At 61.1% G+C, this 26,747-nt stretch carries 24 protein-coding genes and 1 pseudogene; 13 read left to right on the top strand and 12 right to left on the bottom strand.

The window, feature by feature from the left end; all coding sequences use genetic code 11:
• Window positions 1-163: 163 nt before the first annotated feature.
• Window positions 164-679 (top strand): hypothetical protein, encoded by a 516-nt coding sequence (locus BGP85_RS15045; protein ID WP_103448654.1) that lies wholly within the window; start codon window positions 164-166, stop codon window positions 677-679.
• 172 nt (window positions 680-851) lie between these two features.
• The gene (locus tag BGP85_RS15040) at window positions 852-1,892 is read left to right on the top strand and encodes a threonine aldolase family protein (RefSeq protein ID WP_103448653.1); all 1,041 of its coding nucleotides are present in this window, start codon (window positions 852-854) and stop codon (window positions 1,890-1,892) included.
• A 90-nt stretch (window positions 1,893-1,982) separates the two neighbouring features.
• Here the strand turns inward: BGP85_RS15040 and BGP85_RS29825 are convergent, their stop codons facing one another.
• The 3 genes from BGP85_RS29825 to BGP85_RS15025 all read right to left on the bottom strand — a co-directional run bounded on the left by BGP85_RS29825 (window position 1,983) and on the right by BGP85_RS15025 (window position 4,557).
• Window positions 1,983-3,920 (bottom strand): methyl-accepting chemotaxis protein, encoded by a 1,938-nt coding sequence (locus tag BGP85_RS29825; RefSeq protein ID WP_103448652.1) that lies wholly within the window; start codon window positions 3,918-3,920, stop codon window positions 1,983-1,985.
• Window positions 3,921-4,027: 107 nt separating this feature from the next.
• Window positions 4,028-4,330: a cell division protein ZapA gene (locus BGP85_RS15030; protein WP_027917545.1), complete on the bottom strand. Its 303-nt coding sequence runs from the start codon at window positions 4,328-4,330 to the stop codon at window positions 4,028-4,030.
• A complete protein-coding gene (locus tag BGP85_RS15025) occupies window positions 4,327-4,557 on the bottom strand; it encodes a hypothetical protein (protein WP_103448651.1) in 231 nt (76 codons plus the stop codon). Before BGP85_RS15025 ends, BGP85_RS15030 begins: the two co-directional genes overlap by 4 nt.
• Before the next feature lie 275 nt (window positions 4,558-4,832).
• Between BGP85_RS15025 and BGP85_RS29605 the strand changes: the two are divergent.
• Window positions 4,833-5,603, top strand: a pseudogene (locus BGP85_RS29605) (MCP four helix bundle domain-containing protein); the annotation flags it as partial.
• On the top strand, window positions 5,586-6,458 hold the full coding sequence (locus tag BGP85_RS29600; RefSeq protein ID WP_374755329.1) for a methyl-accepting chemotaxis protein: 873 nt from the start codon (window positions 5,586-5,588) through the stop codon (window positions 6,456-6,458). The pseudogene BGP85_RS29605 and the gene BGP85_RS29600, both read left to right, overlap by 18 nt.
• Window positions 6,459-6,496: 38 nt before the next feature.
• On the opposite strand, the gene gbcB is transcribed toward BGP85_RS29600, so the two are convergent.
• Window positions 6,497-7,597: a glycine-betaine demethylase subunit GbcB gene (gbcB, locus tag BGP85_RS15015; RefSeq protein WP_103448649.1), complete on the bottom strand. Its 1,101-nt coding sequence runs from the start codon at window positions 7,595-7,597 to the stop codon at window positions 6,497-6,499.
• Window positions 7,598-7,891: 294 nt separating this feature from the next.
• Here gbcB and gbcA point away from each other — a divergent pair, with 294 nt between their 5' ends.
• Window positions 7,892-9,184 (top strand): glycine-betaine demethylase subunit GbcA, encoded by a 1,293-nt coding sequence (gene gbcA, locus BGP85_RS15010; RefSeq protein WP_103448648.1) that lies wholly within the window; start codon window positions 7,892-7,894, stop codon window positions 9,182-9,184.
• Between the two features lie 676 nt (window positions 9,185-9,860).
• Window positions 9,861-10,064 (top strand): cold shock domain-containing protein, encoded by a 204-nt coding sequence (locus tag BGP85_RS15005; RefSeq protein WP_103448647.1) that lies wholly within the window; start codon window positions 9,861-9,863, stop codon window positions 10,062-10,064.
• A gap of 56 nt (window positions 10,065-10,120) precedes the next feature.
• On the opposite strand, the gene etfB is transcribed toward BGP85_RS15005, so the two are convergent.
• The 6 genes from etfB to BGP85_RS14975 all read right to left on the bottom strand — a co-directional run bounded on the left by etfB (window position 10,121) and on the right by BGP85_RS14975 (window position 17,927).
• Window positions 10,121-10,891: an electron transfer flavoprotein subunit beta gene (gene etfB / locus BGP85_RS15000; protein ID WP_103448646.1), complete on the bottom strand. Its 771-nt coding sequence runs from the start codon at window positions 10,889-10,891 to the stop codon at window positions 10,121-10,123.
• Window positions 10,892-10,901: 10 nt separating this feature from the next.
• Window positions 10,902-12,134: an electron transfer flavoprotein subunit alpha gene (etfA, locus tag BGP85_RS14995; protein ID WP_103448645.1), complete on the bottom strand. Its 1,233-nt coding sequence runs from the start codon at window positions 12,132-12,134 to the stop codon at window positions 10,902-10,904.
• Window positions 12,134-14,086 carry a dimethylglycine demethylation protein DgcB gene (gene dgcB, locus BGP85_RS14990; RefSeq protein ID WP_103448644.1) on the bottom strand — a complete coding sequence of 651 codons (1,953 nt, stop codon included), beginning with the start codon at window positions 14,084-14,086 and terminating at the stop codon, window positions 12,134-12,136. The genes etfA and dgcB overlap by 1 nt, the downstream gene beginning before the upstream one ends.
• A gap of 180 nt (window positions 14,087-14,266) precedes the next feature.
• A complete protein-coding gene (gene dgcA, locus BGP85_RS14985) occupies window positions 14,267-16,327 on the bottom strand; it encodes a dimethylglycine demethylation protein DgcA (protein ID WP_103448643.1) in 2,061 nt (686 codons plus the stop codon).
• 15 nt (window positions 16,328-16,342) lie between these two features.
• Window positions 16,343-16,873: a DUF5943 domain-containing protein gene (locus BGP85_RS14980; RefSeq protein ID WP_008091518.1), complete on the bottom strand. Its 531-nt coding sequence runs from the start codon at window positions 16,871-16,873 to the stop codon at window positions 16,343-16,345.
• A 76-nt stretch (window positions 16,874-16,949) separates the two neighbouring features.
• The gene (locus tag BGP85_RS14975) at window positions 16,950-17,927 is read right to left on the bottom strand and encodes a dipeptidase (RefSeq protein ID WP_009682902.1); all 978 of its coding nucleotides are present in this window, start codon (window positions 17,925-17,927) and stop codon (window positions 16,950-16,952) included.
• A gap of 285 nt (window positions 17,928-18,212) precedes the next feature.
• Here BGP85_RS14975 and BGP85_RS14970 point away from each other — a divergent pair, with 285 nt between their 5' ends.
• From BGP85_RS14970 to BGP85_RS14960, 3 genes are all read left to right on the top strand, one after another.
• Window positions 18,213-18,614, top strand: a complete 402-nt coding sequence (locus tag BGP85_RS14970; RefSeq protein WP_103448642.1) for a lysozyme inhibitor LprI family protein — start codon at window positions 18,213-18,215, stop codon at window positions 18,612-18,614.
• Between the two features lie 115 nt (window positions 18,615-18,729).
• Entirely contained in the window at window positions 18,730-19,446 is a 717-nt protein-coding gene (locus BGP85_RS14965; RefSeq protein ID WP_258035894.1) for a hypothetical protein, read from the top strand.
• A 65-nt stretch (window positions 19,447-19,511) separates the two neighbouring features.
• On the top strand, window positions 19,512-20,063 hold the full coding sequence (locus BGP85_RS14960) for a hypothetical protein (RefSeq protein WP_103448640.1): 552 nt from the start codon (window positions 19,512-19,514) through the stop codon (window positions 20,061-20,063).
• Here BGP85_RS14960 and BGP85_RS14955 read toward each other — a convergent pair.
• The gene (locus BGP85_RS14955; protein ID WP_103448639.1) at window positions 20,054-21,016 is read right to left on the bottom strand and encodes a GlxA family transcriptional regulator; all 963 of its coding nucleotides are present in this window, start codon (window positions 21,014-21,016) and stop codon (window positions 20,054-20,056) included. The two genes, BGP85_RS14960 and BGP85_RS14955, sit on opposite strands and share 10 nt — an antisense overlap.
• Before the next feature lie 147 nt (window positions 21,017-21,163).
• Here BGP85_RS14955 and choX point away from each other — a divergent pair, with 147 nt between their 5' ends.
• From choX to BGP85_RS14935, 4 genes are all read left to right on the top strand, one after another.
• Entirely contained in the window at window positions 21,164-22,108 is a 945-nt protein-coding gene (gene choX, locus BGP85_RS14950) for a choline ABC transporter substrate-binding protein (protein ID WP_103448638.1), read from the top strand.
• 125 nt (window positions 22,109-22,233) lie between these two features.
• Window positions 22,234-23,118 carry a BKACE family enzyme gene (locus BGP85_RS14945; RefSeq protein ID WP_103448637.1) on the top strand — a complete coding sequence of 295 codons (885 nt, stop codon included), beginning with the start codon at window positions 22,234-22,236 and terminating at the stop codon, window positions 23,116-23,118.
• Between the two features lie 19 nt (window positions 23,119-23,137).
• Window positions 23,138-24,103: an L-carnitine dehydrogenase gene (locus BGP85_RS14940; protein WP_103448636.1), complete on the top strand. Its 966-nt coding sequence runs from the start codon at window positions 23,138-23,140 to the stop codon at window positions 24,101-24,103.
• A 10-nt stretch (window positions 24,104-24,113) separates the two neighbouring features.
• Window positions 24,114-24,590 (top strand): thioesterase family protein, encoded by a 477-nt coding sequence (locus tag BGP85_RS14935; protein WP_103448635.1) that lies wholly within the window; start codon window positions 24,114-24,116, stop codon window positions 24,588-24,590.
• 186 nt (window positions 24,591-24,776) lie between these two features.
• On the opposite strand, the gene BGP85_RS14930 is transcribed toward BGP85_RS14935, so the two are convergent.
• Complete coding sequence (locus BGP85_RS14930; protein WP_103448634.1) at window positions 24,777-26,516, bottom strand: reprolysin-like metallopeptidase; 1,740 nt, start codon at window positions 26,514-26,516, stop codon at window positions 24,777-24,779.
• Window positions 26,517-26,747 lie beyond the last annotated feature (231 nt).

Here is a 26,747-nt window from a genome sequence, read left to right as displayed (position 1 = left end):
TTTACGACATTCCGCCTTCGAGGCAGCTGCGCCTGTCGTTGGGTTGAGCCTGGGCCGAACACGTGCAGACCTAGCATTTCTGCCAGTTGCTGAGCTTGATATGGGTGCCTGAAGATTCTCTCATCGGGAAGCTCATTCTTGCTGAAACAAAAGGAGATAGACCATGCAAGTCAACGCTAGCTTTGGACTGTTTACATTTCCATTGGAGCCTCAAGCCTATGGCTCATTAATTCATGCGAGGGCTGGAGATTTTCTTGACATCAAGTCTTTTGATCAAAGGCGTTCTACCGCAAAACTAAGCTTGATTGAATCCGACCTGATTGAAACGCAGCCATTAGTTCGTATCACGGGCGCTGAACTAAAAGCAGAGGATATTTCGGCGAAAATCAACGCACAACGCCTTCAGGACAGAAAGGCCGAGCGATCGAGCCGCCACCGCCGTGAAAACGTCACGAAAAAAATTTATACTTTCGTCCATATTTACACTAACGGGGAACTTATTGGCGTATTTCCTGAAGACAAGAGCGCACTGGGTAATGCGGCAATAGCCAATAGCGGAAATCTAAAATTTAACAATAAGGATTATAAAATTGATTTTCGCTATATCGATGTAACTTACGACGAAGTCACCGGCCTTCTCGATAGCATCTATTGGGACATTTACTTGATAGGAAATTGAGAATACTAGCGAATTTGGTGCGACACTCTGCACGCTCTTGCGTTGCTGGCATGCCCGATCGTCGACCTGGTGCATGCCCCCGCAGTCCATTCACCTAAACGAACTTGTATAGGCAACCCACCAAATGATGGTTTAGAGTGCTGTTCTGCGTCGTTCACAAGACAGAAGCGCCATGACAGACAAGAGCCAACAATTCGCCAGCGACAACTATTCCGGCATCTGCCCCGAAGCCTGGGCCGCGATGGAAAAGGCCAACCACGGCCACGACCGTGCCTACGGCGACGACCAATGGACCGAGCGTGCGTCGGAATACTTCCGCAACCTGTTCGAAACCGACTGCGAAGTGTTCTTCGCCTTCAACGGCACCGCCGCCAACTCCCTGGCCCTGGCCTCGCTATGCCAGAGCTACCACAGCGTGATCTGCTCCGAGACTGCCCACGTCGAAACTGACGAGTGCGGCGCGCCGGAGTTCTTCTCCAACGGTTCCAAGCTGCTCACCGCACCCAGCGTCAACGGCAAGCTCACGCCGGAATCGATCCGCGAAGTGGCGCTCAAGCGCCAGGACATTCATTACCCCAAGCCGCGGGTGGTCACCATCACCCAGGCCACAGAGGTCGGCACTGTCTATCGCCCCGACGAGCTGAAGGCGATCAGCGCCACCTGCAAGGAGCTGGGCCTGAACCTGCACATGGACGGCGCGCGCTTTACCAACGCCTGCGCGTTCCTCGGTTGCAGCCCGGCCGAGCTGACCTGGAAGGCCGGCGTGGATGTGCTGTGCTTTGGCGGCACCAAGAACGGCATGGCGGTGGGTGAGGCGATACTGTTCTTCAACCGCCAACTGGCCGAGGACTTCGACTATCGCTGCAAGCAAGCCGGGCAACTGGCATCGAAGATGCGCTTCCTGTCGGCGCCGTGGGTCGGGCTGCTGGAAAATGGCGCCTGGCTGCGCCATGGCAATCACGCCAACCATTGTGCGCAGTTGCTGGCGTCGCTGGTGGGTGATCTGCCAGGGGTCGAGCTGATGTTCCCGGTGGAGGCCAACGGGGTGTTCCTGCAAATGTCTGAGCACGCCGTTGAAGCGCTGCGCGGCAGGGGCTGGCGGTTCTATACCTTCATTGGTAGCGGTGGCGCGCGGTTCATGTGTTCCTGGGATACCGAGGAAGAGCGGGTGCGTGAGCTGGCGGCGGATATCCGCAGCATCATCAACGCCTGACAGATCGCATTCGCGGGACAAGCCCGCTCCTACAGGGATACGCGATCACCTGTAGGAGCGGGCTTGCCCCGCGAAGAAGCCAACACCGATCTAGAGCTTGAACCCACCCATCTGCCGTGCCAGATCATCGGCCAAGCCACGCAACGCCTGACATTCCTCGCGACACCCCTGCACCTCGGCCGCCGTCTCCCGCGCCAGGTCGGAAATGCCCTGCACCGTCCGGTTGATCTCCTCGGTCACCGCCGACTGCTCCTCGGTCGCCGTGGCCACCTGGTGGTTCATGTCGCTGATGTGCTCCACCTGATCGGTAATCGCGCCCAGCGATGTGCCCGTGCGCAGGCTCGATTCAACCCCGCTGCCCGTCGCTTGTTGCCCCGCCTGCATCGAACTGACCGCCGAACCTGCCCCCTGCTTCAGGCGCTGGATCATCTGCTGCACTTCATCGGTCGACAATTGCGTACGCCGGGCCAAGGTACGCACCTCATCGGCCACCACGGCAAACCCGCGGCCCATCTCTCCTGCCCGCGCGGCCTCGATGGCGGCGTTCAATGCCAGCAGGTTGGTCTGTTCGGAAATGCTACGGATCACTGCTAAGACTTCATCGATCGAAGCAACTTCATCCGCCAACTGGCCGACGGCATCGGCCGCCTTGCCGATATCACCCGACATGCCCTCGATACCGCGGATTGAACGCTGCACGACTTCACGTGCCTGCAACGCCTCCTCCCGCGCCGATTGCGATGCCTGGGCCGCATCGCCGGCATTGTGGGCAATGTCTTGCACGGTCAGGCCCATCTCATGCACGGCAGTAGCGACCATCTCGGTCATTTCCTGCTGGCGACCGGAGCGTTCGGCCGTGTTATCCACCACCTGGGTGACCTGCTCCACAGCCAGGTGCAGCCGCTGACTGGTGCGCAACACCTCGCCAATCAGGCCGCGCTGGCTGTCAAGGAAGCGATTGAAACCACGGGCCAGGTCGCCCAGTTCATCCTGGCGGGCATCGTCCAGGCGATGGCTGAGGTCCCCGCCCCCACCGCCAATCTCTACCAGCGCGGCGGTGACGCGGCGAATCGGCCGCACCAGACCACGCGCCAGCAGTACCACCAGCAGCAGCGAAATCAACGCGATCGCGCCGCCGACCAGGCTGGTCAGCCACACCGCCTGGCGCATCTGCGCGTAGATTTCCGCCTTCGGCACCTCGGCCACCAAGGTCCAGTTCAAGTCGCGCAGGGGCAACCCGAGCGCCAGATAGTCTTCGCCGTCCCGGCTGAACTGGCCGCTGTGCAGTTGGCCCCCCTTGGCCATTACAGCCCTGGCTGCGTCCTCGCCCATTTGCTCGGCGAGCTGGCGCTTGCCGCTGAAGGCCGCGTCCGGATGCACCTGAATGAGGCCGTCGTTGCGCACGAGGAAGACCTTGCCGCGCTCGCCGAAGCTGAAGTCGTGGATCAGTTTCGACAGTTCGGTCATGCGCAGGCCCATGCCGGCGACGCCGACCAGCTTGCCGGCCTTTTCCACCCGGTAATCGATGAACAGCGCCAGTTCGCCCGTGGCATGGTCGATGTCGATATTCACCAAGCGTTCGGCACCACTGTCGATGTAGCCGTAGAACCACCTGTCATTGGGGTTGCCGCGACTGAGGACGCGGTCCCGGCCATTCTCGTTGTAGTAGTTGCCGGTTTCGGTCGAGGCGAACAGCGCAGTGAACGCATGGTTGCGCTGCTTGGCGGCCTGCAGGTATTCCAGGAATTGCGGCGCTTGAGCGGGATCTTCGCCAGCGGCAAGCCAATCGCGCAGCAGCGTATTACCCGCGATGTCGGCTGCAGCCACCAACGGCTGGCCAAGCATGCGCTCGATGTCATTACGGATGGCTTCGATGCTGGCCGGCAAGGCGGTATCGACCAGGTAACGCTCGGTCAGGCGGTTGAGCGCCACCGTGAAGATGATCACAACCACCAGGATGCTTGCCAGCAGGGCCGCGCCCATGCTCGCAATCAATTGCCACTGGATGCTCTTACGCCAGATACGCATGCCCCGCTCCCCGCTAATTATTGTTTTGCGAGAAGTGTATACACTTGAGTATTCAGTTAATCCAGTGATCTGGAACAATGGGGCCGCATCGCGACCCCGAAGAGGTGTCAGGACTCAGCAATAGTCTTGACGATGGCGTCCACCGTGGCGTCGATCTGCGCCTGGGTACGCTCGAGGGTCTGCTGGTGTTCCTTTTGCAGTTCAACCTGTTTGGAACACAGGTTCAGCGCGGCCAGCACCAGCAACTTGTCGCCGATCAGGGTCGGGTACTGGCGCTTGGTTTCATTCAGCGCGGTGTTGAGCATCCGCACTGCCTGGGCCAAGGTCTCTTCCTGGCCTTCGGGCGCCTTGATCGAATAGTCGCTGCCGAGGATCGACACGACATTGATCGGCTGCGCTTGCAGTCTCATGCGCCGACGACGCCTGCACTGGCGCGGTCAACCAGCGCCTGGATACGCGCAGCGGTGGCGCCGTGCTTCTCTTCCTGCTCCATCAGCGACAGCTGCAGGGTTTCGTTTTCTTCCTTGGCCTGGGCCAGTGCCTGGCCGAGGGTGGTGTTCTGCTCGGTGAGTTGAGCGTTTTTCTGCATCAGGTCACTGACCAGTTGCTCGAGTTGATTCAGGGAGGCTTCCAGCATGGGTCTATCTCGGGTTGTTGCAAAGGGCGCACACGATAAAGAAAAGCGTGAGCCCCCGCCATTAAATATCGGATTCTTAAGGTTTCTACCCCGCAGATTGACAGGGTATCGGCCCCCTTGTTCCGACTTGGGTCAACCGCCGGTCAGGTAAATAGTTAGCTGGCTCACATTTTTCTCGGTCAGCCTCAAGACTGGTCAGTCACGACCGATACACAGGTAGGTCGTATTTCGTCGCACGGACCGCGCCTCCATATTCCTTGCCTGGACTATTCCCCATGTCTCTACGCAACATGAACATCGCCCCGCGCGCGTTGCTCGGGTTCGCCCTGATCGGCGTACTCATGCTCGGCCTTGGTATCTTCTCGCTCATGCAAATGGGCAACATCCGCCAGGCCGGCGTGGACATCGAGAATATCAGCGTGCCCAGTATCAAGACCCTGGACGAGCTGACCGCGCTCAACCTGCGCATGCGCACCCTGTCCTATCGCCTGCTGCTCAATCGCGCCCCGGATACCCAGCGCGATACCCTCAACCTGCTGGACCAGCGCAACGCCCAGATCGACCGTGCCCGTCAGGCCTACCTGCCGATGATCGGTGCCGCCGACGAGCAGGCCGCCTTCGACCAGTACACCCAACTGCTCAACCAGTACCGCCAGCTCGAGTCGCGCATGCGCAGCCTGAGCCAGGCCGACCGCCTGGACGAACTGCGCGACCTGCTCAATCGCGACCTGCTGGCCAACTCCGAACAGATCAACAAGGTCATGGACACCCTGGTGCAGATCAACACCGACCAGACCCGCGCCACCAATGAAACCGCCGCCAACCAGTACGCCGCCGCCTTCGCCCTGGTGATCGGCCTGTTGATCGCCGCCACTGTGCTGACCTTCCTCTGTGCCTTCCTGCTGACCCGCAGCATCGTCAAGCCGATCGAAGAAGCGCTGCAGGCGGCCGAGCAAGTGGCCGACGGCGACCTGACCAAGGTCATCCGCGCCGAAGGTACCGACGAAGCAGCTCGCCTGCAGCGCGCCATGGCCCGTATGCAGGACAAACTGCGCGACACCCTGCAATTGATCGCCGGTTCCGCCACCCAGCTGGCCTCGGCAGCCGAGGAGCTGAACTGCGTCACCGACGAAAGCGCCCGCGGCCTGCAGCAGCAGAACAACGAAATCGAACAGGCCGCCACCGCCGTCACCGAGATGACCAGCGCCGTGGAAGAAGTCGCGCGCAATGCGGTCAGCACCTCGGAGGCGTCAAGCGAAGCCAGCCGCTCGGCCGGCGACGGTCGTGACCTGGTCATGGAAACCGTGGGTGCCATCGAGCGCATGAGCGGTGACGTGCAGGCCACCGCCCAGCTGATCACTCACCTGGCCGAACAATCGCGCGACATCGGCAAGGTGCTCGACGTGATCCGTGGCCTGGCCGACCAGACCAACCTGCTGGCGCTGAACGCGGCGATCGAAGCGGCACGTGCTGGTGAGGCTGGTCGTGGCTTTGCCGTGGTGGCGGACGAAGTGCGGGCGCTGGCCCACCGCACCCAGCAGTCGACCAGTGAGATCGAGCGCATGATCGGCAGCATCCAGGGCGGTACCGAACAGGCGGTGGAGTCGATGCGCACCAGCACCGAACGCGCCGAGTCGACGTTGAACATCGCCAAGGGTGCGGGTATGGCGCTGGATACCATTGCCGGGGCTGTGGCGCAGATCAACGAGCGTAACCTGGTGATCGCCAGTGCGGCGGAAGAGCAGGCCCAGGTGGCGCGGGAAGTGGACCGCAACCTGGTGAACATCAACGACCTGTCGGTGCAGAGTGCTACCGGGGCGCATCAGACCAGTGCGGCAAGTGCCGAGCTATCGCGCCTGGCAGTGGACCTCAATGGCCTGGTAGCCCGGTTCCGTACTTGAAGTAACTGGGGCCGCCTTGCGGCCCCGGCAATTTCGGATCAGTAATCGATCCGCACATCCCCTTTCGGCACACTGCAGCACGACAGGATGTAGCCCTCGGCTTCGTCTTCCTCGGTAATCCCGCCGTTGTGCTCCATCTCCACTTCGCCGCCCAGCTTGAGCACCTTGCAAGTCCCGCAGATGCCCATGCCGCAGGCCTTCGGAATCATCAGCCCGACCTTCGCCGCCGCCGCATGCACGGTCTCGCCCGGGGCGACGCGGATGCTCTTCTCGCTGCCGATGAACTCCACCAGATTGAGGTCCGAAGCCGCCACTTCCGGCGCATCGGCTGCCTGCTCGGCATGCTCCACCGCATCGGCCTTGGCTTCCGGTGGCGTCGCGCCGAACGATTCCTCGTGGTAGTTCTTCATGTCGAAGCCGACCGCTTCAAGCATGCGCTTGACCGCACTCATGTACGGCGTCGGGCCGCAGCAGAACACCGTGCGCTCCATGTAGTCTGGCGCAATCAGTTCCATCAGGCGCTGGTTCAGGTAGCCGCGATAACCTGCCCATGGCTCACCCAGCCCGTGCTTCTCGCAGATGATGTGCAGGCTGAAGTTGGGGATGCGCGAAGCCATCTGTTCCAGCTCACGGTGATAGATGATGTCTTTCGGTGAACGGGCACTGTGCACGAACACCATGTCGACGTTGGCGTTGGTGTCGTAGAACCAGCGCGCCATCGACATCACCGGGGTAATGCCCACGCCACCGGAGAGGTACAGCACCTTGCCCGCCGGGAAGTCGATGGCGTTGAACAGCCCCACCGGGCCGTGTACCGGCAGCTCGGCGCCTTCGTGCATGGTGTCGTGGAGGAAGTTGGACACCAGCCCACCCGGCACGCGCTTGACCGTGATCGAGAAGCTGTAGGGCACCGACGGCGAACTGGAGATGGTGTACGAGCGCATCACCGGCTTGCCTTCGATCTCCAGCTCCAGGGTGACGAACTGCCCGGGCTTGAAGAAGAACATGATCGGCTGGTCGGCCATGAAGCAGAAGGTGCGCACGTCCCAGGTCTCCTGGATGACCTTGACGCAGCGCACGATGTGGCGGCCGTTGGCCCAGGTCTGGGTGGTGACCGGATTGAGGAAGGTATCGGACATGTTCATCTCCAGCGGCCGACTATGGCCCTTTTTATGGCTTGGATAATGCGCAAGCTGAAGGCTGCGTACATTCCTGCCAGCGACATCGGCGTGCTTATCGCGACCAGCCCCGCGCTACAAGGGCTGGCGCGTCGTAATTCAAATCGGCCATGTCGCCCATGGATACGGTTCATGGCGTCTTCGGACGCACACTCCACGGCAAAACGAACTGCTGTTTTTGAAAAGCAGCCTTGCGGCACCACAACAACGATTAGCCACCTTTTGCCGGCCGCACGCGGCCCCGAGGAATACACGATGGACGTCACCGCAACCCTGAGCCTGGGCGATCCACTGGAACCTGCACGCAAGGCCACCGCCGAGATGCTGCAGACCCGCGAGCGCACCTACTCGCTGCCCCAGCCTTTCTACACCGACGAGCGTCTGTTCCAGATCGACATGCAGGAGATCTTCCAGAAGGAATGGCTGATCGCCGGCATGACCTGCGAGATCCCGGCCAAGGGCAACTACATCACCCTGCAGATCGGCAAGAACCCGATCCTGGTGGTGCGTGGTGCTGAAGGTAAGGTGCACGCCTTCCATAACGTCTGCCGCCACCGCGGCTCGCGCCTGTGCGTGAGCGACAAAGGCAAGGTGGCCAAGCTGGTCTGCCACTACCATCAGTGGACCTACGAGCTGGACGGCCGCCTACTGTTTGCCGGCACCGAAATGGGCGCCGACTTCGACATGAAGGAGTACGGCCTCAAGCCTGTGCACGTTAAGGTCGCAGGCGGCTACATCTTCATCAGCCTGGCGGAAAACCCGCCTGCCATCGACGAGTTCCTGGCCACCCTGGACCACTACATGGAACCGTACGACATGGAAAACACCAAGGTGGCGGTGCAGACCACCTTGATGGAAAAGGCCAACTGGAAGCTGGTGCTGGAAAACAACCGCGAGTGCTACCACTGCTCCGGTTCGCACCCGGAACTGCTGCAAACCCTGCTGGAATGGGACGACACCAACGACCCGCGCGCCAGCCAGGAATTCAAGGACCACGTGGCCAGCTCCGCCGCCGCCTGGGAAGCCGAAAAGATCCCGTACCTGCACAAGAGCCATGGCCTGCGTAACCGCATCGTGCGCATGCCGCTGCTCAAGGGCACCGTGTCGATGACCATGGACGGCAAACAGGCCTGCCAGAAGCTGATGGGCCGCATCAAGAACCCGGACCTGGGCTCGATGCGCATCCTGCACCTGCCGCACTCGTGGAACCACTGCATGGGCGACCACATGATCGTCTTCACCGTGTGGCCGATCAGCGCCCAGGAGACTATGGTCACCACCAAGTGGCTGGTGCACAAGGATGCCGTCGAAGGCGTGGACTACGACCCGGAGCGCATGCGCAAGGTGTGGGATGCCACCAACGACCAGGACCGCCGACTGGCCGAAGAGAACCAGCGCGGGATCAACTCCACGGCTTACCAGCCTGGGCCGTACTCGAAGACCTACGAGTTCGGCGTGGTCAACTTCATCGACTGGTACAGCCAGCGGGTGCTGAACAACCTGGGTGCGGAGCCAGCGCCCTACCTGAAGGAAGTGCAAGCGCAGTAATGGTTCAACTGTACTGAAAACGCCACGGCCGGGTTAACCGCCGTGGCGTTTTACATGACAATCCAGGGCTTCTTCACACGTTATCCACAGCTTTAGCTACAGCCCTTGTGGACAGCAATGCAATCACTTCAGCAATACCCCCAAACAACAATCGATCATTATTTGATCAAAACACTGTAACCCTCTGATTTAAAGGCTTACAGCCTATATCGAACATCTTGTCCACAGAAGCGCCAACAGTTTTTGTGCGCAGTTGCATTTTGATCTGTGAAACTCTGTGGGTAAGCAGCACAACTGACTGAAAATGCTGACTCTGCGCGAAACTGCAGCCTTTTGATCATTTATTGAACAACACGCTAGAGCACCCATAATTCGCGGCCTTCAGCTGTTACCAAACAGATTATCCACAAGCCCACCAACAGTGATTGTGGGAAACTTGGCTTGCCTGTTCTGCAGCTGCCTGTTTTCATTATCCGTGCCGCTGATCATATTTTGACCACTCCCGCTTAGCCAGCGCCAGGCAAGGGCCCCAGCGAAGCGCAAACACTTTATCCACATAGTGGCGAACAGATTCCGTGGGCAAAACTGCGAAGCAACTGACATTTTTGTCAGTTTCGCCCAATTGCCCCTGTACTTCAGTATTGGCCACTACTTTGATATTACTGAGGAGCAACTTATGCACAGGCGTCTGGCTGGAACTGTGAAATGGTTCGATGAGGGCCATGGGATGGGGGTAATCAGCGCTGATGGGCAAAGTTGGGATTACCTGGTGTTGCGCTGTGCGATAGAGAATGGAGGATTGTCGGCGGGGGAACGGGTGTCGTTCATGCCGGTGACCGCAGCGCTGGCGAGCTGGGCGTTCAACGTGGTCCGGCAGTAACCGCTTTTTGCAGGAGCGGCCTTGCCGGGGCGCTCCTGCAAAAAGCGCAGGCAGGCTCAGCGCAGCACGCCCTCCTCTACCAGCAGCTTGAGGATGGCCTCGGCGCCGTCCTGTGGAGAAACATCCTTCAGCACCTTGCCGCCGCCACCACTGGCCTTGGCGGTGGCCGCCTTCATCCGGTCCGCACCGCTCTTGGCCTTGATCACCTTGAGGCGCTTAGGTCGTGGCCGCGCTGGCTGCAATTCGGCTTCGGCCAGAAGTTCATCTTCAACGATCGCCACATTGCGCGCTGCCAGCAAACCCCGCCGTGCCGGGCCGAATGCACTCTGGCGCGGCTTCGGCGCAGCGTTATCCACAGTGGCCAATAACGGCAGCCGCACCTTGAGCCGACGCCGCTGACCGCGTGGCAGCGCTTGCAGCACCTGGGCAGTACCATTTTCGATCGACTCCACTTCGGCCAGCCCCACCACCAGCGGCCAGCCGAGCTTCTCGGCCAGAAGGAACGGCAGCATGCCCGACCCTTCACCGGTCTCGGCCTGGCTTCCGGTCAGTACCAGTTGGGCGCCAGCATCGCGCAGGTAATCACCCAGCACGCCCAGCACATCGGCGCCAGCCGGCTGTTCCAGCACGTCCAGATGGTCCAGGCCCATGCCCAGGTAGGCGCGCAGTGCTTCCTCCCGCGGGTCGCCGGCATGCACCACCTGCAAGTTATCCCCAGCCAGCTGCAGGCCCAGCTCCACGGCGCGGGCATCCTGCTCGGCGCGACGGGCGCGACCAGAGCTGGGGTGGGCACCGATGGAAACCAGGCTGATCACTTTCGTACTCATGCTCGTGCCCTTATGCCGCGTCGCGTTGAGCGCCGCTGCGGAAGTTGTCCACAGCCTCGATCAATGCCTTGAGAATCGCCGAACTGTCGCCAATCACCGACAGGTCAGCCCGTTTGATCATGTCGCAGCCTGGGTCCATGTTGATCGCCACCACCTTGTCGCAAGCGCCGATGCCCTGCAGGTGCTGGATCGCGCCCGAGATACCCACAGCCACGTATACGCGTGCAGTCACCCAGGTGCCGGTGGCACCGACCTGGCGGTTGCGCGGCATGAAGCCGTCGTCCACCGCCACCCGCGAGGCGCCTTCGGTGGCGCCGAGGGCCGCCGTGGCCTTGTGGTACAGGTCCCAATCCTTGACACCGTTGCCGCCCGAGACGATGAACTCGGCTTCGGCCATGGCGATGGTCGCCGGGTCGACGGCCACCGAACCCAGGTCCTCGATGCGCGACAGGCTGCGCACCACGCTTGTGGACAACTCCACCGGCAACGCTTCGTGGCGGGTTTCGCTGACCGGCTCGGCACACTCCGCCGCGCCCAGGATCAGGCGTGGCACGGCGCGGTGCAGGTCTTGCTGGCCGGCACCGGCACGGCCGATGCACTGGCCGTCCTTGACCTGCCAGACCCGCGTTGCCGGGCGCTCGCCGAGGGACGCACCGAGGCGCCGCCCCAGCTCGCCGCCACCGCTGCGGCTGTCGGGCAGCAACCAGTGGCGCGGTGCGAACTGGTTATCCACAGCGCGCAGGCCCTGCACCAGTTGCTCCGGTGCATAACCTTCAAATTCCTCGCCTTCGAGTACCAGCAGGCGATCGACACCGGCTGTGGAAAAGTTTCTTTCCTTGTGTTCGCCGAACACCACTGCCAGCACTGCGCCGTCGCTGCCAGCCAGGCCATGGGCCAGGCCCAGCAGGTCGCGGTCGTGGCTGCTCAGGCGGCCGCCCACCATGTCCGGCACCACGGCGATATAGAACGCCGGCGCCGGCACCTGATGCAGCGGCAGCTGCACTTCGGCTGCCGCCGTACGCCGCCCACCGACACCGGTGCCCTGCTGGGCACCGCTGCGGTCGATGCGCTTGAGGCCGGCAGGGCCGATGAAACCTGCGGCAATCGCATGGGGGTTCTTGCGAATCAGGCCGTTTGGCCCCATCCAGCGGGTCTGTTGCGTCTGCATCGCCGCATGCAGCGGATGCAGACGGTTACGGGCGATCCACTCGGCGCGTGGGTCGCGGCGGATGATTTCGCTCATCAATGCACCTCCGCAGGTTCGCGTTTAACCGTTGGCGACTTTGGGGCCGCGGGAGTTTCCTCTTCGATCAGCACATCAGCCACCAGCTCGGCGAGGTCCTTGATCTGTGGCCGCGGTTCGACCACACCTTCGAGCATCGCGGTGCACTGCGGGCAACCCACGGCGACCAGTTCGGCCTGGGTCTCGCGGATGTCGTCCATGCGCATATCCGGGATCCGCTGCTTGCCAGGGATGTCGGTGATCGGCGCACCGCCGCCACCGCCGCAGCAACGGGAACGGAAGCCCGAGCGCTCCATTTCGCGCACTTCGATCCCCAGCGCCTTGAGCACTTCACGCGGGGCTTCGTACTCACCGTTGTAACGGCCCAGGTAGCACGGGTCGTGGTAGGTGACGCTGCCGCCCTTGTGCTGGCCGAGGTTCAACTTTCTGGCCGCAATCAGTTCGGCGATATACGTGCTGTGGTGCTGCACCTGGTACTCGCCACCGAGGGCACCATATTCATTTTTCAGCACATGGAAGCTGTGCGGATCGCAGGTGACGATGCGCTGGAACTTGTACTTGGCCAAGGTCTGGATGTTGCGTTTGGCCAGTTGCTGGAAGGTCGCTTCATCGCCCAGGCGGCGCGCCACATCACCGCTGTCGCGCTCTTCCAGGCCGAGCACGGCGAAGTCCACGCCGGACGCCTTGAGTACTTTGACGAACGAACGCAGGGTGCGCTGGTTGCGCATGTCGAAGGCACCGTCACCGACCCAAAACAGCACCTCGGTGGACTTCACCTCCGACATCAGTTGCAGGTTGAGGTCGGCCGCCCAGTTCATCCGCCCGCCAGGCGCAAAGCCGCCAGGGTTGTCGGTGGCGATCAGGTTGTCCAGCACCTCGGCGCCCTTGTTCGGGGTCGCGCCCTTTTCCAGGGTGAGGTGGCGACGCATGTCGACGATGGCGTCGACGTGCTCGATCATCATCGGGCATTCCTCGACGCAAGCGCGGCAAGTGGTGCACGACCATAGCGTCTCGGCGTCGACCAGGCCGTTGACGATCGGCTGGTGCGGGTTGCCGCTGTGTTCGCCAATCGGCTTGCCTGGGTAGGGGCTACCGGCGAAGTTGGCGTCACTGCCACCGGCCAGGCCGATGACCATGTCCTGGATAAGTTTTTTCGGGTTCAGTGGCTGGCCGGCGGCGAACGCCGGGCACATGGCTTCACATTTGCCGCACTGCACGCAGGCATCGAAGCCGAGCAGTTGGTTCCAGGTGAAGTCCACTGGCTTTTCCACGCCCAGTGGTGCGTTCGGGTCTTCCAGGTCCAGCGGCTTGAGGCCGGTGGAGCGGCCACCGCCGAAACGTTCGGCGCGGCGGTGCCAGGCCAGGTGCAGGGCACCGGCGAAGGCGTGCTTCATCGGGCCGCCCCAGGTCATGCCGAAGAACAGCTCCGACACGCCCCACAGCACGCCCAGGCCGAGAATGCCGACCATCACCCAGCCACCGGTGTTGGCCGGCAGGATGCCAGCGACCGGCAAGGTGGCGATGAAGAAGCTGGCAGCGAACACCAGCAGGCTTTTCGGCAGGCGCATCCACGGGCCCTTGGACAGGCGCGAAGGCGGGTTCAGGCGGCGTTTGAAGACGAAGATGGCGCCGCTGAACATGATCACCGTGGCCACCAGCAGCGCGTAGCCGAGGATCTTGCTCTGCAGGCCGAAGCCGTGCACCAGGATCGCCAGCGCCGCCGACAGCACGAAGCCGCCGGCAGTGGCCACGTGGGTCTTGGACATGTACTTGTCGCGCTCGACCACGTGGTGCAGATCGACCAGGTAGCGCCGCGGCATGGCCAGCAGGCCGCCGATCAGGTCAACCTTGGACGGCCGGCCACGCCGCCACATGCGCACCCGGCGCAGGGCGCCGAGCACTGCCAGGCCAAGGGCAGCGAACAGCAGGATGGGTAGAAGGGTGTTCAACATGGGAGGCTCCCACAACAGCTGGATTCTTGCGCCGCCTCAAGGGCGGCGCGGACCCCTGTAGGAGCGAGCATCGCTCGCGATAGCGCCCGATCAGACAACCCGGTTGCCAAGGCTGACGCCATCGCGAGCTCTGCTCGCTCCTACAGGGGGGCCAGTCCCGCCTCTACAGAGGCGGTGCGATCAGAAGTCCTTGCACAGGCGCAAGGCGTCGTAGATCGCCGCATGCACGTTGCGCTGGGCCACGCAGTCGCCGATGCGGTACAGCAGGTAGCCCTCGCCCGGCTGGCTGAGGATCGGCTGTGGCTTGATGGCGAACAGCGCCTCCACGTCGATCTGGCCCTTGTTGCGCGAACCGTCCTTCAGCGCGTAGTACAGCTGCTCGTCCGGACGCACGCCGTTTTCCACCACAACCTGGTCAACCACGCGTTCTTCCTTGGCGCCGGTGTATTCGTTCTCCAGGACCGCCACCAGTTTGTCGCCTTCGCGGTAGACCTTTTCCAGCATCATGTCGCCGGTCATGATCACTTCTTTGGGGTACATGCTGCGGTAGTAGGTCGGGAAGGTGGTACCGCCCATGGCCACGCCCGGCTTGATGTCGTCGGTGACGATCTCGACCTGGCTGCCCTTGTCGGCGATGAAGTCGGCCACCGACATGCCGGTGAATTCGCAGATGGTGTCGTACACCAGCACGTTCTTGCCCGGTGCGACCTTGCCGTCGAGCACGTCCCAGCTGCTGACCACCAGCCCTTCGGCGGCGCCCCAGTGCTCGTTCTGCTCAAGGAACGAATGGCCACCCACCGCCAGCACGATAACGTCCGGGCGCAGATCCTGGATGGTCGCCACGTCAGCGGCGGTGCCCAGGCGCAGGTCGACCTTCAGGCGCGCCAGCTCCAGCTGGTACCAACGGGTGATACCGGCAATCTGGTCACGCTGCGGCGCCTTGGCGGCGATGGTGATCTGCCCGCCGATCTGGTCCTTCTTCTCGAACAGGGTCACGTCGTGGCCGCGTTCGGCAGCCACGCGGGCTGCTTCCATGCCGGCGGGGCCTGCGCCAACCACTACCACCTTGCGCTTGACGCCGGTGGTCTTCTCGATGATGTGCGGCACGCCCATGTATTCACGGGAGGTCGCGGCGTTCTGGATGCACAGCACATCCAGGCCCTGGTACTGGCGGTCGATGCAGTAGTTGGCACCGACGCACTGCTTGATCTGGTCGATCTGGCCCATCTTGATCTTGGCGATCAGGTGCGGGTCGGCCATGTGCGCACGGGTCATGCCGACCATGTCCACGTAGCCGCCTTCCAGAATGCGCGTGGCCTGGTTCGGGTCCTTGATGTTCTGCGCGTGCAGCACCGGAACTTTGACCACTTCCTTGATGCCGGCCGCCAGGTGCAGGAACGGCTCCGGCGGGTAGCTCATGTTGGGGATGACGTTGGCCAGGGTGTTGTGAGTGTCACAGCCCGAGCCGACCACACCGATGAAGTCGAGCATGCCGGTGGCGTCGTAGTACGCGGCGATCTGCTTCATGTCCTCGTGGCTGAGGCCATCGGGGTGGAACTCGTCACCGCAGATACGCATGCCGACGCAGAAGTCGTCACCGACTTCGGCACGCACGGCCTTGAGCACTTCCATGCCGAACTTCATGCGGCCTTCAAAGGTGCCGCCCCACTCGTCGGTACGTTTGTTGACCCGTGGGCTCCAGAACTGGTCGATCATGTGCTGGTGCACGGCCGACAGTTCCACGCCGTCCAGGCCGCCCTCCTTGGCACGCCGCGCAGCCTGCGCGTAGTTGCCGATCACGCGCCAGATCTCTTCCACCTCGATGGTCTTGCAGGTGGCGCGGTGCACAGGTTCACGGATACCCGACGGCGACATCAGGGTCGGCCAGTTGAAGCCGTCCCAACGCGAGCGGCGGCCCATGTGGGTAATCTGGATCATGATCTTGGCGCCGTGCTTGTGCATGGCGTCAGCAAGGTTCTGGAAGTGCGGGATGATGCGGTCAGTCGACAGGTTGACCGAGGCCCACCATTCCTGCGGGCTGTCGATGGCAACAACAGACGAGCCGCCGCAGATCGCCAGGCCGATACCACCCTTGGCCTTCTCTTCGTAGTACTTCACGTAGCGGTCGGTGGTCATGCCGCCGTCAGTGGCGTAGACCTCGGCGTGCGCAGTGCTGAGTACACGGTTGCGGATGGTCAGTTTGCCGATCTGAATCGGCTGGAACATTGCTTCGAATGCCATGACGCTATCTCCGGCTTACAACGGCTTTGTAACGAACAGGCCATCTTCGTGGCCTTCTTCCGAACCGCCGTAGACCTGTTCGGCCACGGTGCGGATCTTGCTGCCGCGGGCAGCGAGAATCTGGTCCATGGCGCCGGCGAACCAGCCGGTGAACATGTAGTCGACTTTGCGGCCGCACTTGCCATAGACGTACACGAAGGCGGAGTGCTTGAGCTTGACGCTGCAGGTGCCTTTATCCAGGTCGATGTCCTGGATCTCGAACAGGCCCCAACCACGCTGGCTCAGCCGCTTCATGTAGTGCTCGAACACCGCTACGCCTTCCAGGCCATGGCATTCGGCTTCCTTTTCGCACCAGTGCCAGGCGGACTTGTAGCCGGCCTTGTAGAGGATCTCGGCGTAGGCGTCGGCGCCCAGCACTTCCTCGATGCCGATGTGGTTGTTGACGAAGAAATGGCGTGGCACATACAGCATCGGCAGGGCGTCGCTGGTCCAGACACCGGTCTCGCTGTCGACTTCGATTGGCAATTGCGGGGCGATCTTGGCCATGGAAACTCAACTCCATAAAATTTTTATGTGGGTGCCCCGGCGTTGCTGGCAGGGGCTATCAGGCTTGGAGAGCGGCTTACTCGCCCCAGACGTCCTTGAGGACGTTGACCCAGTTCTCGCCCATGATCTTGCGCACCACGCGCTCGGAATGGCCGCGCTTGAGCAGGGTCTCGGTTAGGTTGGGGAACTCGCCGACAGTGCGAATGCCCAGCGGGTTGATGATCTTGCCGAAGTTGGTCAGGCGACGGGCGTAGCCCTTGTCGTGGGTCAGGTACTCGAAGAAGTCCTGGCCGTGACCCTGGGTGAAGTCGGTACCGATACCGATGGCGTCTTCACCGACGATGTTCATGGTGTACTCGATGGCCTCGGCGTAGTCGTCGATGGTCGAATCGATGCCCTTGGCCAGGAACGGCGCGAACATGGTCACGCCGACGAAGCCGCCGTGGTCGGCGATGAACTTGAGCTCCGCGTCCGACTTGTTGCGCGGGTGTTCCTTCAGGCCCGAAGGCAGACAGTGGGAGTAGCAGACCGGCTTCTTCGATTCGAGGATGACTTCCTCGGAGGTCTTGGAGCCGACGTGGGACAGGTCGCACATGATGCCGACGCGGTTCATCTCGGCAACGATCTCGCGGCCGAAGCCCGACAGGCCGCCGTCACGCTCGTAGCAACCGGTGCCGACCAGGTTCTGGGTGTTGTAGCACATCTGCACGATGCCCACGCCCAGCTGCTTGAACACATCGACGTAGGCGATCTGGTCTTCGAACGCATGGGCGTTCTGGAAGCCGAAGAGGATACCGGTCTTGCCCAGTTCCTTGGCCTTGCGGATGTCGGCGGTGGTACGTACCGGCATCACCAGGTCGCTATTGTCGCGGATGAGCTTCTGGCTGGCGGCGATCTGGTCAACGGTCGCCTTGAAGCCTTCCCAGACCGACACCGTGCAGTTGGCCGCAGTCAGCCCGCCCTTGCGCATGTCCTCGAACAGCTCGCGGTTCCATTTGGCAATGATCAGGCCGTCGATGACGATGCTGTCGGCGTGAAGTTCGGCTGGGCTCATCAGGCTGTCCCCTTTGTTGATTTGGGCCGCGCCGAATCTTCTGCCGGCGCTTTGGGGCCAGCATATGCCTGTGCCCAAAGGCGCCCCGATGCAAAAACGACAGGGGGTTTGCCGAAAGCGTCAATGCGCGACATCGCGGCCTCTGGCACGCCGCCTGGGGATGAGAGACAGTCTCGATAACGACATCCCACGCCGTTTCATGAACATTTCGTCTGGGAGCTATCGTCTTCTCTGCGGCTGAGCGAGAATCCAGCCGATTCGTCAGCCTTGTTAAGGAGAAAACGGATGAAATCAATGGCATGGCTGGTACTGCTGGCGGTCGTCTCGGGCGCCCACGCCAGCGAGGAAGAAAGCACCCCGTGCGACAACGTCGAGAGCGACCAGCAGACCTTCGCTTGTGCGGCATTCAACAAGCAGACCGCCGAGCGCGAGCTGAAATCGGCGTATGACGACCTGATCCAGCGCATTCGCGACCAGTATGCCGATGAAGGCGACAAGGCAACGGCGCTGGTCGGGCGCATGGAGGCCGCCGAGAAATTGTGGACGCAGCTGCGCGATGCCGATTGCAAGGTCGAGACCTATGCCGAGAAGCCTGGCAGCAAGGCATTCCAGGCAGCCTGGGATACCTGCGTGGCACAGCGCAGCGATGACCGCTCGGAATATTTGCAGTCCATTGGCCAGCAGTAGAAATGTCCGCTGAGCGGGAAAGGCTTTCAGCTTATCTGCGTGGGTGATCCGAACCACAGTGCATCCCAGGCGCCTCACCCGAGGCGCTGGAATGTACTTGATCGGAATCCAAGATATGACCTCCAACCTCAGCAAAACCGACATGGACGGCGCCATCGCTGCCCTGAAGAAAGAAGGCGAAGAGCGCGCAGTCATGGTCGCCAACACCGTCTGCATCTTTGCTCCGGATGTACCGGCAAGCGTTGCGGAAGACGTGCTGGATGGCATGCGCCTGATGAACCTGTCGGCCAACAAGAAGTTCGACAAGGAAACCCAGCAGCGCGAGTGGTACAACTACTACAACGACGGCCTGGGCAAGTTCGGCTGGACACTGACCGGCGCCGCCCATGTTGAGGAAGCCCTCGACAAAGACACCCACACGCTGGCAACCCTGGCGCCGGAGATTGTTACTGTCCAGATCGGCCGCAGCCATCGCTTGAGCCGCTGTGTGAAACGCTCTTTCGAAGTGATCGTGAAAACGCCAAAGGCGCAGCAACTGCTTGAAGAAAGCAGCGTGAGCGTGTCGGGCAAATCCAGCACTATCCAGATTTCCGCCTGCGAAATGTCGCCGCAAGGGCTGCCGATCATGCACATGACCAGCGTTCAGCTGAGCTACGACAAGGCCGAAAAGGCGGCAGGTTCCGCTGGCCGCATCATCGACAAGTCGAACACTCGTGTGTACCGCGCCTCGCAACAAGGCTCGTTCAGTGTTCGCCACTTCGAAGCCATGCGCGAGGCCGTCAGGTTGAAGCTGGCCAGCCAAGCGTTCGACATCCTGGCTCTCGACATCTGACCCGAACCTGGCGCCGCCTGCGGCGCCAGTTTCCCCTTCTTGCGCATAACCCGAGCGCCCGCAACATGCCTGCGAAACCTGCCGCCCAGCGTTACGAAGACCTGCATGCCTGCTTGCGCCTGGCGCAACTGGAGGCCAACGGGAGTCATGACCGCCAGCAAGATGGCCAGCGTTGGCTCAGTCGCTTTCTGCTCACCCTGGAAGATTACGGGGCCAAGCTGTTTGAACGGACAACAAGAAACATCACCTGCACGCCTACGGACGCTGTGTTTGAAGATGTCTTCTCTGGCTGGATTCCGCCACCTCAACAGCCAAACCTCAAGTTCAAACGGGTTGCCAGTGACATACTCCATGGTTTGAAACAGCCAGACCTCGCACTGCTGCGCAGCACATCGGCCAGCTCGCATATGAGCATCGCGTTCGACGTGGATGATGAGGGCGAGCCCGTGGCAATTATATTTCACCTGTGGTGTGCGACCGACCCGGACGCCCCTCGCACGCGTCTGGCCCTGCTACTGAATCACCTGGGCGCGAAACTTGACACCCAGGCATTCGAGGCTCGGCGAGCCCAGCTCGAAAGCCGACTGCAGGCGCTTTCCAACCTCGATCAGTTCTGATCTGGCGCCTGTGGCTTCAGTACTTGACGTTCTTCGCGCGGGCAGCGGCCAAAGCGCCGCTTATATCGGCGAGTGAAGTACGACGGCAGCTCGAAACCACACGCCACGCTGACCTGGGTGATGCTCATCTGCGTCTGGCACAGCAGCTGACGTGCCTTGTCCAGGCGCAGGCCGAGATAAAAGCCACTTGGCGTGTCATTCAGGTATAAACGAAACAAGCGCTCCAGTTGACGCCTGGTGATCATGGCTCGGGACGCCAGTTCCAAGGTGCTCAACGGCGGCTCGGTGTGCTTTTCCATCTCACCGATCACCTGCACCAGCTTGCGGTTGCTGATGCCATAGCGTGAGGCAATTTGCATCCGCTGGTGGTCCTGGCGCGGGCGGATGCGGCCGAGCACGAACTGTTCTGACACCTGCACCGCCAGCTCGCTGCCATGGGCCTGCGCTATCAGGTCCAGCATCAGGTCGATCGACGCAGTGCCTCCCGCGCAAGTGATGCGCCGCCGGTCAATCTCGAACAGCTCCTGAGTCACTTGCAGGCGCGGATAACGCTCCTTGAACGCATCCAGCGCTTCCCAGTGCAAGGTCGCGCGATAACCGTCAAGCAGTCCGGCCTCGGCCAACACCACCGGGCCGGTGTCGATACCACCGAGAATCGCCCCTTCATGGTCAAGCCGGCGCAGTACCTGCTGCAGGCGGGGGCCATAACAGGCCAGCGGCTCGAAGCCGGCAACAATCAGCAGCACATCACCTGGCTCGCTCTCCGCCAACGCAGCGTCGGCGTTCACCGACATGCCATTGCTCGCCTGCACCGCACCGCCATCCAGGCTGAGCACGCGCCAGCGATACGACGGCCCTTTGAAACGGTTGGCCACGCGCAGTGGCTCCAGTGCGCTGATGAACCCCATTGCCGAGAACCCCGGCAACAACAGGAAATGAATCAGTTGCGGCATTACTTGCTCCACGACGAAAGGTGGTCGCCTCCGTGCAAATCTTGGTCGCCAGGGTGCGATTTCCCACCCTGTCGCCAGCGTAGCTTATCCACACGGCCCGCAGAGGCCGCCCTCAATAACAATATGTACTGCCGATGGAGAGCCACCATGCATAGCTTGATCCGCCGCAGCCTGTTGACCCTTGCCCTGAGCAGCATCGCTTCCACCCCGCTATTCGCCGCCGAGCCGGCAGTTTGCAAGAACGTCCGCCTGGGCGTGGTCAACTGGACCGACGTCATCGCCACCAGCGCCATGGCCCAGGTGCTGCTCGACGGCCTGGGTTACCAGACCAAACAGACCAGCGCCTCGCAGCAGATCATCTTCGCTGGTATCCGCGACAAGCGCCTGGACATGTTCCTGGGTTACTGGAACCCGATCATGACCCAGACCATTACCCCGTTCGTCGACGCCAACCAGGTCAAGGTGCTCGACAAGCCCAGCCTGGAAGACGCCCGCGCCACCCTTGCCGTGCCGAAGTATCTGTATGACAAGGGCCTGAAGACCTTCGCCGACATCCACAAGTTCGAGAAGGAGCTGGGCGGCAAGATCTACGGCATCGAGCCCGGCTCCGGCGCCAACACCCAGATCAAGGCGATGATCACCAAGAACCAGTTCGACCTCGGCAAGTTCCAGCTGGTCGAGTCCAGCGAAGCCGGCATGCTCGCTGCCGTCGATCGCGCCGTACGGCGCAAGGAAGCGGTGGTGTTCTTCGGCTGGGCGCCGCACCCGATGAACGTGAACATCGACATGGCCTACCTGGGCGACAGCCAGGACGCCCTGGGCCCGGACGAAGGCCGTGCCACGGTGTGGACGGTGACCGCGCCGGACTACGCCGAACGCTGCCCCAACGCCCACCGCCTGCTGGCCAACCTGAACTTCAGCGCCGAGGACGAGAGCCGCATGATGCAGCCGCTGCTCGACCACAAGGACGCGCTTGAATCGGCCCGCCAGTGGCTCAAAGATCACCCCGACGACAAAGCCCGCTGGCTTGAGGGTGTGACCACCTTCGATGGCAAGCCGGCTGCGGACAACCTCAAGCTCACCGCCAACTGATCCGGCCTCTTCGCGGGACAAGCCCGCTCCTACAGGTTACACGCATGCCAGGGCCTCCACGGTCCCCTGTAGGAGCAGGCTTGCCCCGCGAAAGGGCCAGCAAAGACAACCCAAGGAACCTCGCCATGAACCACGACGTCATCATCACCTGCGCCCTCACCGGCGCTGGCGACACGGTCGCCAAGAGCCACCTGGTCCCGGTCACCCCGAAACAGATCGCCGAATCCGCCGTCGAAGCCGCCAAGGCCGGCGCCACCGTGGTCCACTGCCACGTCCGCGACCCTCAGACCGGCCGTTTCAGCCGTGACGTGGCGCTGTACCGCGAAGTCATGGAGCGTATCCGCGAGGCCGACGTCGACATCATCGTCAACCTCACCGCCGGCATGGGCGGCGACCTGGAAATCGGCCCAGGCGAATCGCCGATGGAATTCGGCCCCGGCACCGACCTGATCGGCCCGCTGGAGCGCCTGGCCCACGTCGAAGCCCTGCTGCCGGAAATCTGCACCCTCGACTGCGGCACCCTCAACTTCGGCGACGGCAACGCCATCTACGTCTCCACCCCCGCGCAACTGCGCGCCGGCGCCAAGCGCATCACCGAATTGGGGGTGAAGGCCGAGCTGGAGATCTTCGACACCGGCCACCTGTGGTTCGCCAAGCAGATGATGAAAGAAGGCCTGCTCGACGACCCGCTGTTCCAGCTGTGCCTGGGCATCCCGTGGGGCGCACCGGCCGACACCACTACCATGAAGGCCATGGTCGACAACCTGCCAGCCAACGTTACCTGGGCCGGCTTCGGCATCGGCCGCATGCAAATGCCAATGGCCGCGCAGGCCGTGCTGCTCGGCGGCAACGTGCGAGTAGGCCTGGAAGACAACCTGTACCTGGACCGTGGCGTGCTGGCCAGCAACGGCCAGCTGGTGGAGCGCGCAGCCGAAATCATCACCCGCATGGGTGGCCGCGTGCTCAGCCCGGCCGAAGGCCGGGAAAAAATGAACCTCAAGCGCCGCTGATCCCCTTCAGGAGACCGATATGCCCTTCATCACCGAGATCAAGACCTTCGCCGCTCTGGGTAGCGGCGTGATCGGCAGTGGCTGGGTCGCCCGCGCCCTGGCCCATGGCCTGGACGTGGTCGCCTGGGACCCGGCGCCCGGCGCCGAGCAGGCCCTGCGCAAGCGCATCGCCAACGCCTGGCCGGCACTGGAGAAACAAGGCCTGGCGCCAGGCGCATCGCAGAGCCGGCTGAAGTTCGTGGCCACCATCGAGGAGTGCGTGCGCGACGCCGACTTCATCCAGGAAAGCGCACCCGAGCGCCTGGACCTCAAGCTCGACCTGCACGCGAAGATCAGCGCCGCCGCCAAGCCCAACGCGATCATCGGCTCCAGTACCTCGGGCCTGCTGCCCAGCGAGTTCTACGAATCGGCCACTCACCCCGAGCGCTGCGTGGTCGGCCACCCGTTCAACCCGGTGTACCTGCTGCCGCTGGTCGAGATCGTCGGCGGCAACCGCACCGCACCTGAAGCCATCGAAGCCGCCAAGACCATCTACACCGCCCTCGGCATGCGCCCGCTGCATGTGCGCAAGGAAGTCCCCGGTTTCATCGCCGACCGCCTGCTCGAAGCGTTGTGGCGCGAGGCTCTGCACCTGGTCAACGATGGCGTGGCCAGCACCGGTGAAATCGACGACGCGATCCGCTTCGGCGCGGGCCTGCGCTGGTCGTTCATGGGCACCTTCCTCACCTACACCCTGGCCGGTGGTGATGCCGGCATGCGCCACTTCATGGCCCAGTTCGGCCCGGCGCTGAAGCTGCCCTGGACCTACCTGCCGGCACCCGAGCTGACCGACAAGCTGATCGACGATGTGGTCGAAGGCACGTCGGAACAGTTGGGTGACCGCAGCATTGCGGCGCTTGAGCGCTATCGTGATGACGCCCTGCTGGCCGTGCTGGAAGCGGTGAAGACCAGCAAGGCCAGCCACGGCATGGCCTTTGGCGACTGAGGAGCAGACGATGCCCGCATTGATCACCTATCGCACCCCAGTCCAGGAGGACTGGGTCGACTACAACGGGCATCTGCGCGATGCCTTCTACCTGCTGATTTTCAGCTACGCCACCGATGCGCTGATGGAGTGCATCGGCCTGGACGCCGACAGCCGGGGACAGAGCGGTAACTCACTGTTCACCCTGGAAGCCCACGTCAACTACCTGCACGAGGTGAAGCTGGGGACCGAGGTGTGGGTGCAGACGCAGATCATCGGCTTCGATCGCAAGCGCCTGCACGTCTATCACAGCCTGCATCGGGCGGGGTTTGACGAAGTACTAGCCGCGAGCGAGCAGATGCTGCTGCATGTGGATCTGGCGGGGCCGAAGTCGGCGCCGTTCAGTGAGCGAAGTAACGGCTTGCTACAACGCTTGGCGCATGAGCAACATAAACTACCGGCAGCCAAGTACGTCGGACGGGTCATGAGCCTGGGTGCTGGCTCCTGAATACAGTCTTCCCTATATACAGGTACCGGCACGTTCAATCGTGCCAGCTCATGGAATATATTGATATAAGAGGGACGGCGTTATGCCCCCCTGCAAAATAGAAATATTCATCGTGGCAAGCTAAAGTATAAAGCTGCGAACCGCCCTGACGCGGTTCGCAGTTTATGAAGCGCGAGCAGCGCATGACTACTTCGGAGTAGTAGTTACCCACTTTATTTTTCCAGTCTCGCCATGAAATTCGACATCGAACCCGATGGGTGCGATTGACGAGCCTATAATAAGAGCTCTCAGAATGGTCATGTCACCCACATTGACAAAGCTGATAGAGCCTTCATCGGACCCAAACCTCACCCTGTACCCCGGCTTCAAATAAGTGACTAGAGCCGATCCCACATCGCTCCAATCAGACCCACATTGTTGCTGGATATCAATTTTATCTTCTGAGTTTCGCTCAAATCTGCAGGCCTTACCTTTGTGAAATGGTTTCTCGTATAGGGTATAGTGTATTGGGGTAACGGGTGGCGGATAGAAATTTTCTACCGTTTCTCTACGTTCATTGAACCGTCGTGCGACATCATGATGCTCAACGGTGCCAATTGCGATACCTTCATAGGTGAGACGAGGGTTCGAATGATAACCTATCTTAGGACATGCTCCCCCAGAGCAGTCGTATGACATTTGAGTTCGGAAGCGAGGTGTACCAGTGTAACGAAATCCATATTGGTATTTTGGGTTACCCTCTGCTTGACCCTCTTCCCAATTATGGTTTGCTCCCAGATTGTGCCCTAACTCATGTGACATTGAAGAAAGGCAAGAGATCACCGAAAACGCGGTACTGCGGCCAGCATTGACGAACCCCATTCCACAATAGCTTGGATTTGTTGAATACATTGTTACCAGATCAGCACGGAGCTGGTCACGTATGGGCGCCACTGCGGCCCCGAGTGGCCGGGTCGGCTCTTTTAAGTCCCCCAATTGGCTACCCTTACCCTCATCCGAGTATTCAGCATCGTAGTAGCCGGCGATCTCATAAGTAATGGCAACATTACTATTTATCATATAAACATTGGCGTCCTGTAATGCTTGGGCCATTGCTGCTTTGTAGTTGGGATTTTTAGCGCGTGCCTCGATGGTTGACACCAACAGTACTCTAATGAAGCTTCTTGCGGAAGTTGGTATAACAGGTGCATCCTCAGTGGGTGCGCTCTGCGCATCTATAAGTAGTTCTTTTTCAGGTGGTAACTTGCTCTGGTCAACCTCGATCAGTACAAATTGTGCAGGACCAATTGATTCAAGGCGATAGTGCGTTCCGTTATCGACTACTTCCCCCACCAGATTTTCTCCCTCGCGCACAAGGGAAATTGAATAGAGTGGATCAGCATCAATCTCTTTCGTTGCTTCTGGATGCTCCGCTTTCCACACGGAAGGTTTATATCCAACCCAACCAGATACTCCGGGAGCAAGCTCATTAAAAGCTCGCTTGCTGAACAGCGTAGATTGCCCACCGGGCAAAGTTACAGCGATGTGCTCTGAGGCTGCATCAATGATCGCCAAATTGACATCAACAAAGGTTACTTTCTTACTGCTGGGATCCATTGACAGTGATTTCAGGTATTTATTGTCTGACCGCTCCAGAAGCACCGATCTCGCTCTACTTGTTTCAGTAAAAAGCTGTTGTGCAGGGGCGATGGCAGTAGACCCATTTTTCGTCAACGCAGCACACGCAGACAATAATAGCAAAACCAAAATCGCCGGCAGACTCACCCATACTTTCAACTTCATAATGGCCACGCCCAAGGAGTGTTTTCCATATTGTAAGAAGGCTGTGCCGCTTACCGCACCTGGCAAAAATGATAGGTGCATGTGATTGACGATGGCACGCATTGTCATTATGGAAAAAAAATAACCCCGGAAAGCCGTGAGCATCCGGGGCCAAGAGCGAGCAACATCCACTGTGCATGAGTGAGGGTGACCAAACCCCCGTGGACCGTGAATGGATGCAGTCTGCTGGCTTCCCGGCTCGTGCAATTAGCCGGGAACGACCTGTTCTTAGCCAAACCAGCCATGGCGACATTCTGCCCTTGCGAGCCTGTCGCTGCGGACACAGAATCGGTCGTAAATCACAGCAGCACTCTCTTCGCGATAAAAGGGACAACA

The sequence above is a fragment of the Pseudomonas putida genome, from assembly GCF_002906855.1.
GTDB classification, from domain to species: domain Bacteria; phylum Pseudomonadota; class Gammaproteobacteria; order Pseudomonadales; family Pseudomonadaceae; genus Aquipseudomonas; species Aquipseudomonas putida_N.
Note: the sequence above shows the minus strand (reverse complement) of the source record. Positions and strands in the feature narration are given on the sequence as shown.

What these genes read in the sequence shown, in the direction of transcription:
- BGP85_RS15045 (WP_103448654.1), top strand. Translation starts at nt 164, where the DNA reads ATGCAAGTCAACGCTAGCTTTGGACTGTTTACATTTCCATTGGAGCCT.
- BGP85_RS14955 (WP_103448639.1), bottom strand. Translation starts at nt 21,016, where the DNA reads ATGCCGCAACTGATTCATTTCCTGTTGTTGCCGGGGTTCTCGGCAATG.
- BGP85_RS14945 (WP_103448637.1), top strand. Translation starts at nt 22,234, where the DNA reads ATGAACCACGACGTCATCATCACCTGCGCCCTCACCGGCGCTGGCGAC.
- BGP85_RS14965 (WP_258035894.1), top strand. Translation starts at nt 18,730, where the DNA reads ATGACCTCCAACCTCAGCAAAACCGACATGGACGGCGCCATCGCTGCC.
- etfA (WP_103448645.1), bottom strand. Translation starts at nt 12,134, where the DNA reads ATGAGCGAAATCATCCGCCGCGACCCACGCGCCGAGTGGATCGCCCGT.
- BGP85_RS15005 (WP_103448647.1), top strand. Translation starts at nt 9,861, where the DNA reads ATGCACAGGCGTCTGGCTGGAACTGTGAAATGGTTCGATGAGGGCCAT.
- dgcA (WP_103448643.1), bottom strand. Translation starts at nt 16,327, where the DNA reads ATGGCATTCGAAGCAATGTTCCAGCCGATTCAGATCGGCAAACTGACC.
- BGP85_RS29600 (WP_374755329.1), top strand. Translation starts at nt 5,586, where the DNA reads ATGGCCCGTATGCAGGACAAACTGCGCGACACCCTGCAATTGATCGCC.
- BGP85_RS15040 (WP_103448653.1), top strand. Translation starts at nt 852, where the DNA reads ATGACAGACAAGAGCCAACAATTCGCCAGCGACAACTATTCCGGCATC.
- BGP85_RS14940 (WP_103448636.1), top strand. Translation starts at nt 23,138, where the DNA reads ATGCCCTTCATCACCGAGATCAAGACCTTCGCCGCTCTGGGTAGCGGC.
- BGP85_RS15025 (WP_103448651.1), bottom strand. Translation starts at nt 4,557, where the DNA reads ATGCTGGAAGCCTCCCTGAATCAACTCGAGCAACTGGTCAGTGACCTG.
- BGP85_RS14980 (WP_008091518.1), bottom strand. Translation starts at nt 16,873, where the DNA reads ATGGCCAAGATCGCCCCGCAATTGCCAATCGAAGTCGACAGCGAGACC.
- BGP85_RS14930 (WP_103448634.1), bottom strand. Translation starts at nt 26,516, where the DNA reads ATGCTCACGGCTTTCCGGGGTTATTTTTTTTCCATAATGACAATGCGT.
- gbcB (WP_103448649.1), bottom strand. Translation starts at nt 7,597, where the DNA reads ATGTCCGATACCTTCCTCAATCCGGTCACCACCCAGACCTGGGCCAAC.
- BGP85_RS14935 (WP_103448635.1), top strand. Translation starts at nt 24,114, where the DNA reads ATGCCCGCATTGATCACCTATCGCACCCCAGTCCAGGAGGACTGGGTC.
- BGP85_RS29825 (WP_103448652.1), bottom strand. Translation starts at nt 3,920, where the DNA reads ATGCGTATCTGGCGTAAGAGCATCCAGTGGCAATTGATTGCGAGCATG.
- choX (WP_103448638.1), top strand. Translation starts at nt 21,164, where the DNA reads ATGCATAGCTTGATCCGCCGCAGCCTGTTGACCCTTGCCCTGAGCAGC.
- BGP85_RS14975 (WP_009682902.1), bottom strand. Translation starts at nt 17,927, where the DNA reads ATGAGCCCAGCCGAACTTCACGCCGACAGCATCGTCATCGACGGCCTG.
- etfB (WP_103448646.1), bottom strand. Translation starts at nt 10,891, where the DNA reads ATGAGTACGAAAGTGATCAGCCTGGTTTCCATCGGTGCCCACCCCAGC.
- dgcB (WP_103448644.1), bottom strand. Translation starts at nt 14,086, where the DNA reads ATGTTGAACACCCTTCTACCCATCCTGCTGTTCGCTGCCCTTGGCCTG.
- BGP85_RS14970 (WP_103448642.1), top strand. Translation starts at nt 18,213, where the DNA reads ATGAAATCAATGGCATGGCTGGTACTGCTGGCGGTCGTCTCGGGCGCC.
- BGP85_RS14960 (WP_103448640.1), top strand. Translation starts at nt 19,512, where the DNA reads ATGCCTGCGAAACCTGCCGCCCAGCGTTACGAAGACCTGCATGCCTGC.
- gbcA (WP_103448648.1), top strand. Translation starts at nt 7,892, where the DNA reads ATGGACGTCACCGCAACCCTGAGCCTGGGCGATCCACTGGAACCTGCA.
- BGP85_RS15030 (WP_027917545.1), bottom strand. Translation starts at nt 4,330, where the DNA reads ATGAGACTGCAAGCGCAGCCGATCAATGTCGTGTCGATCCTCGGCAGC.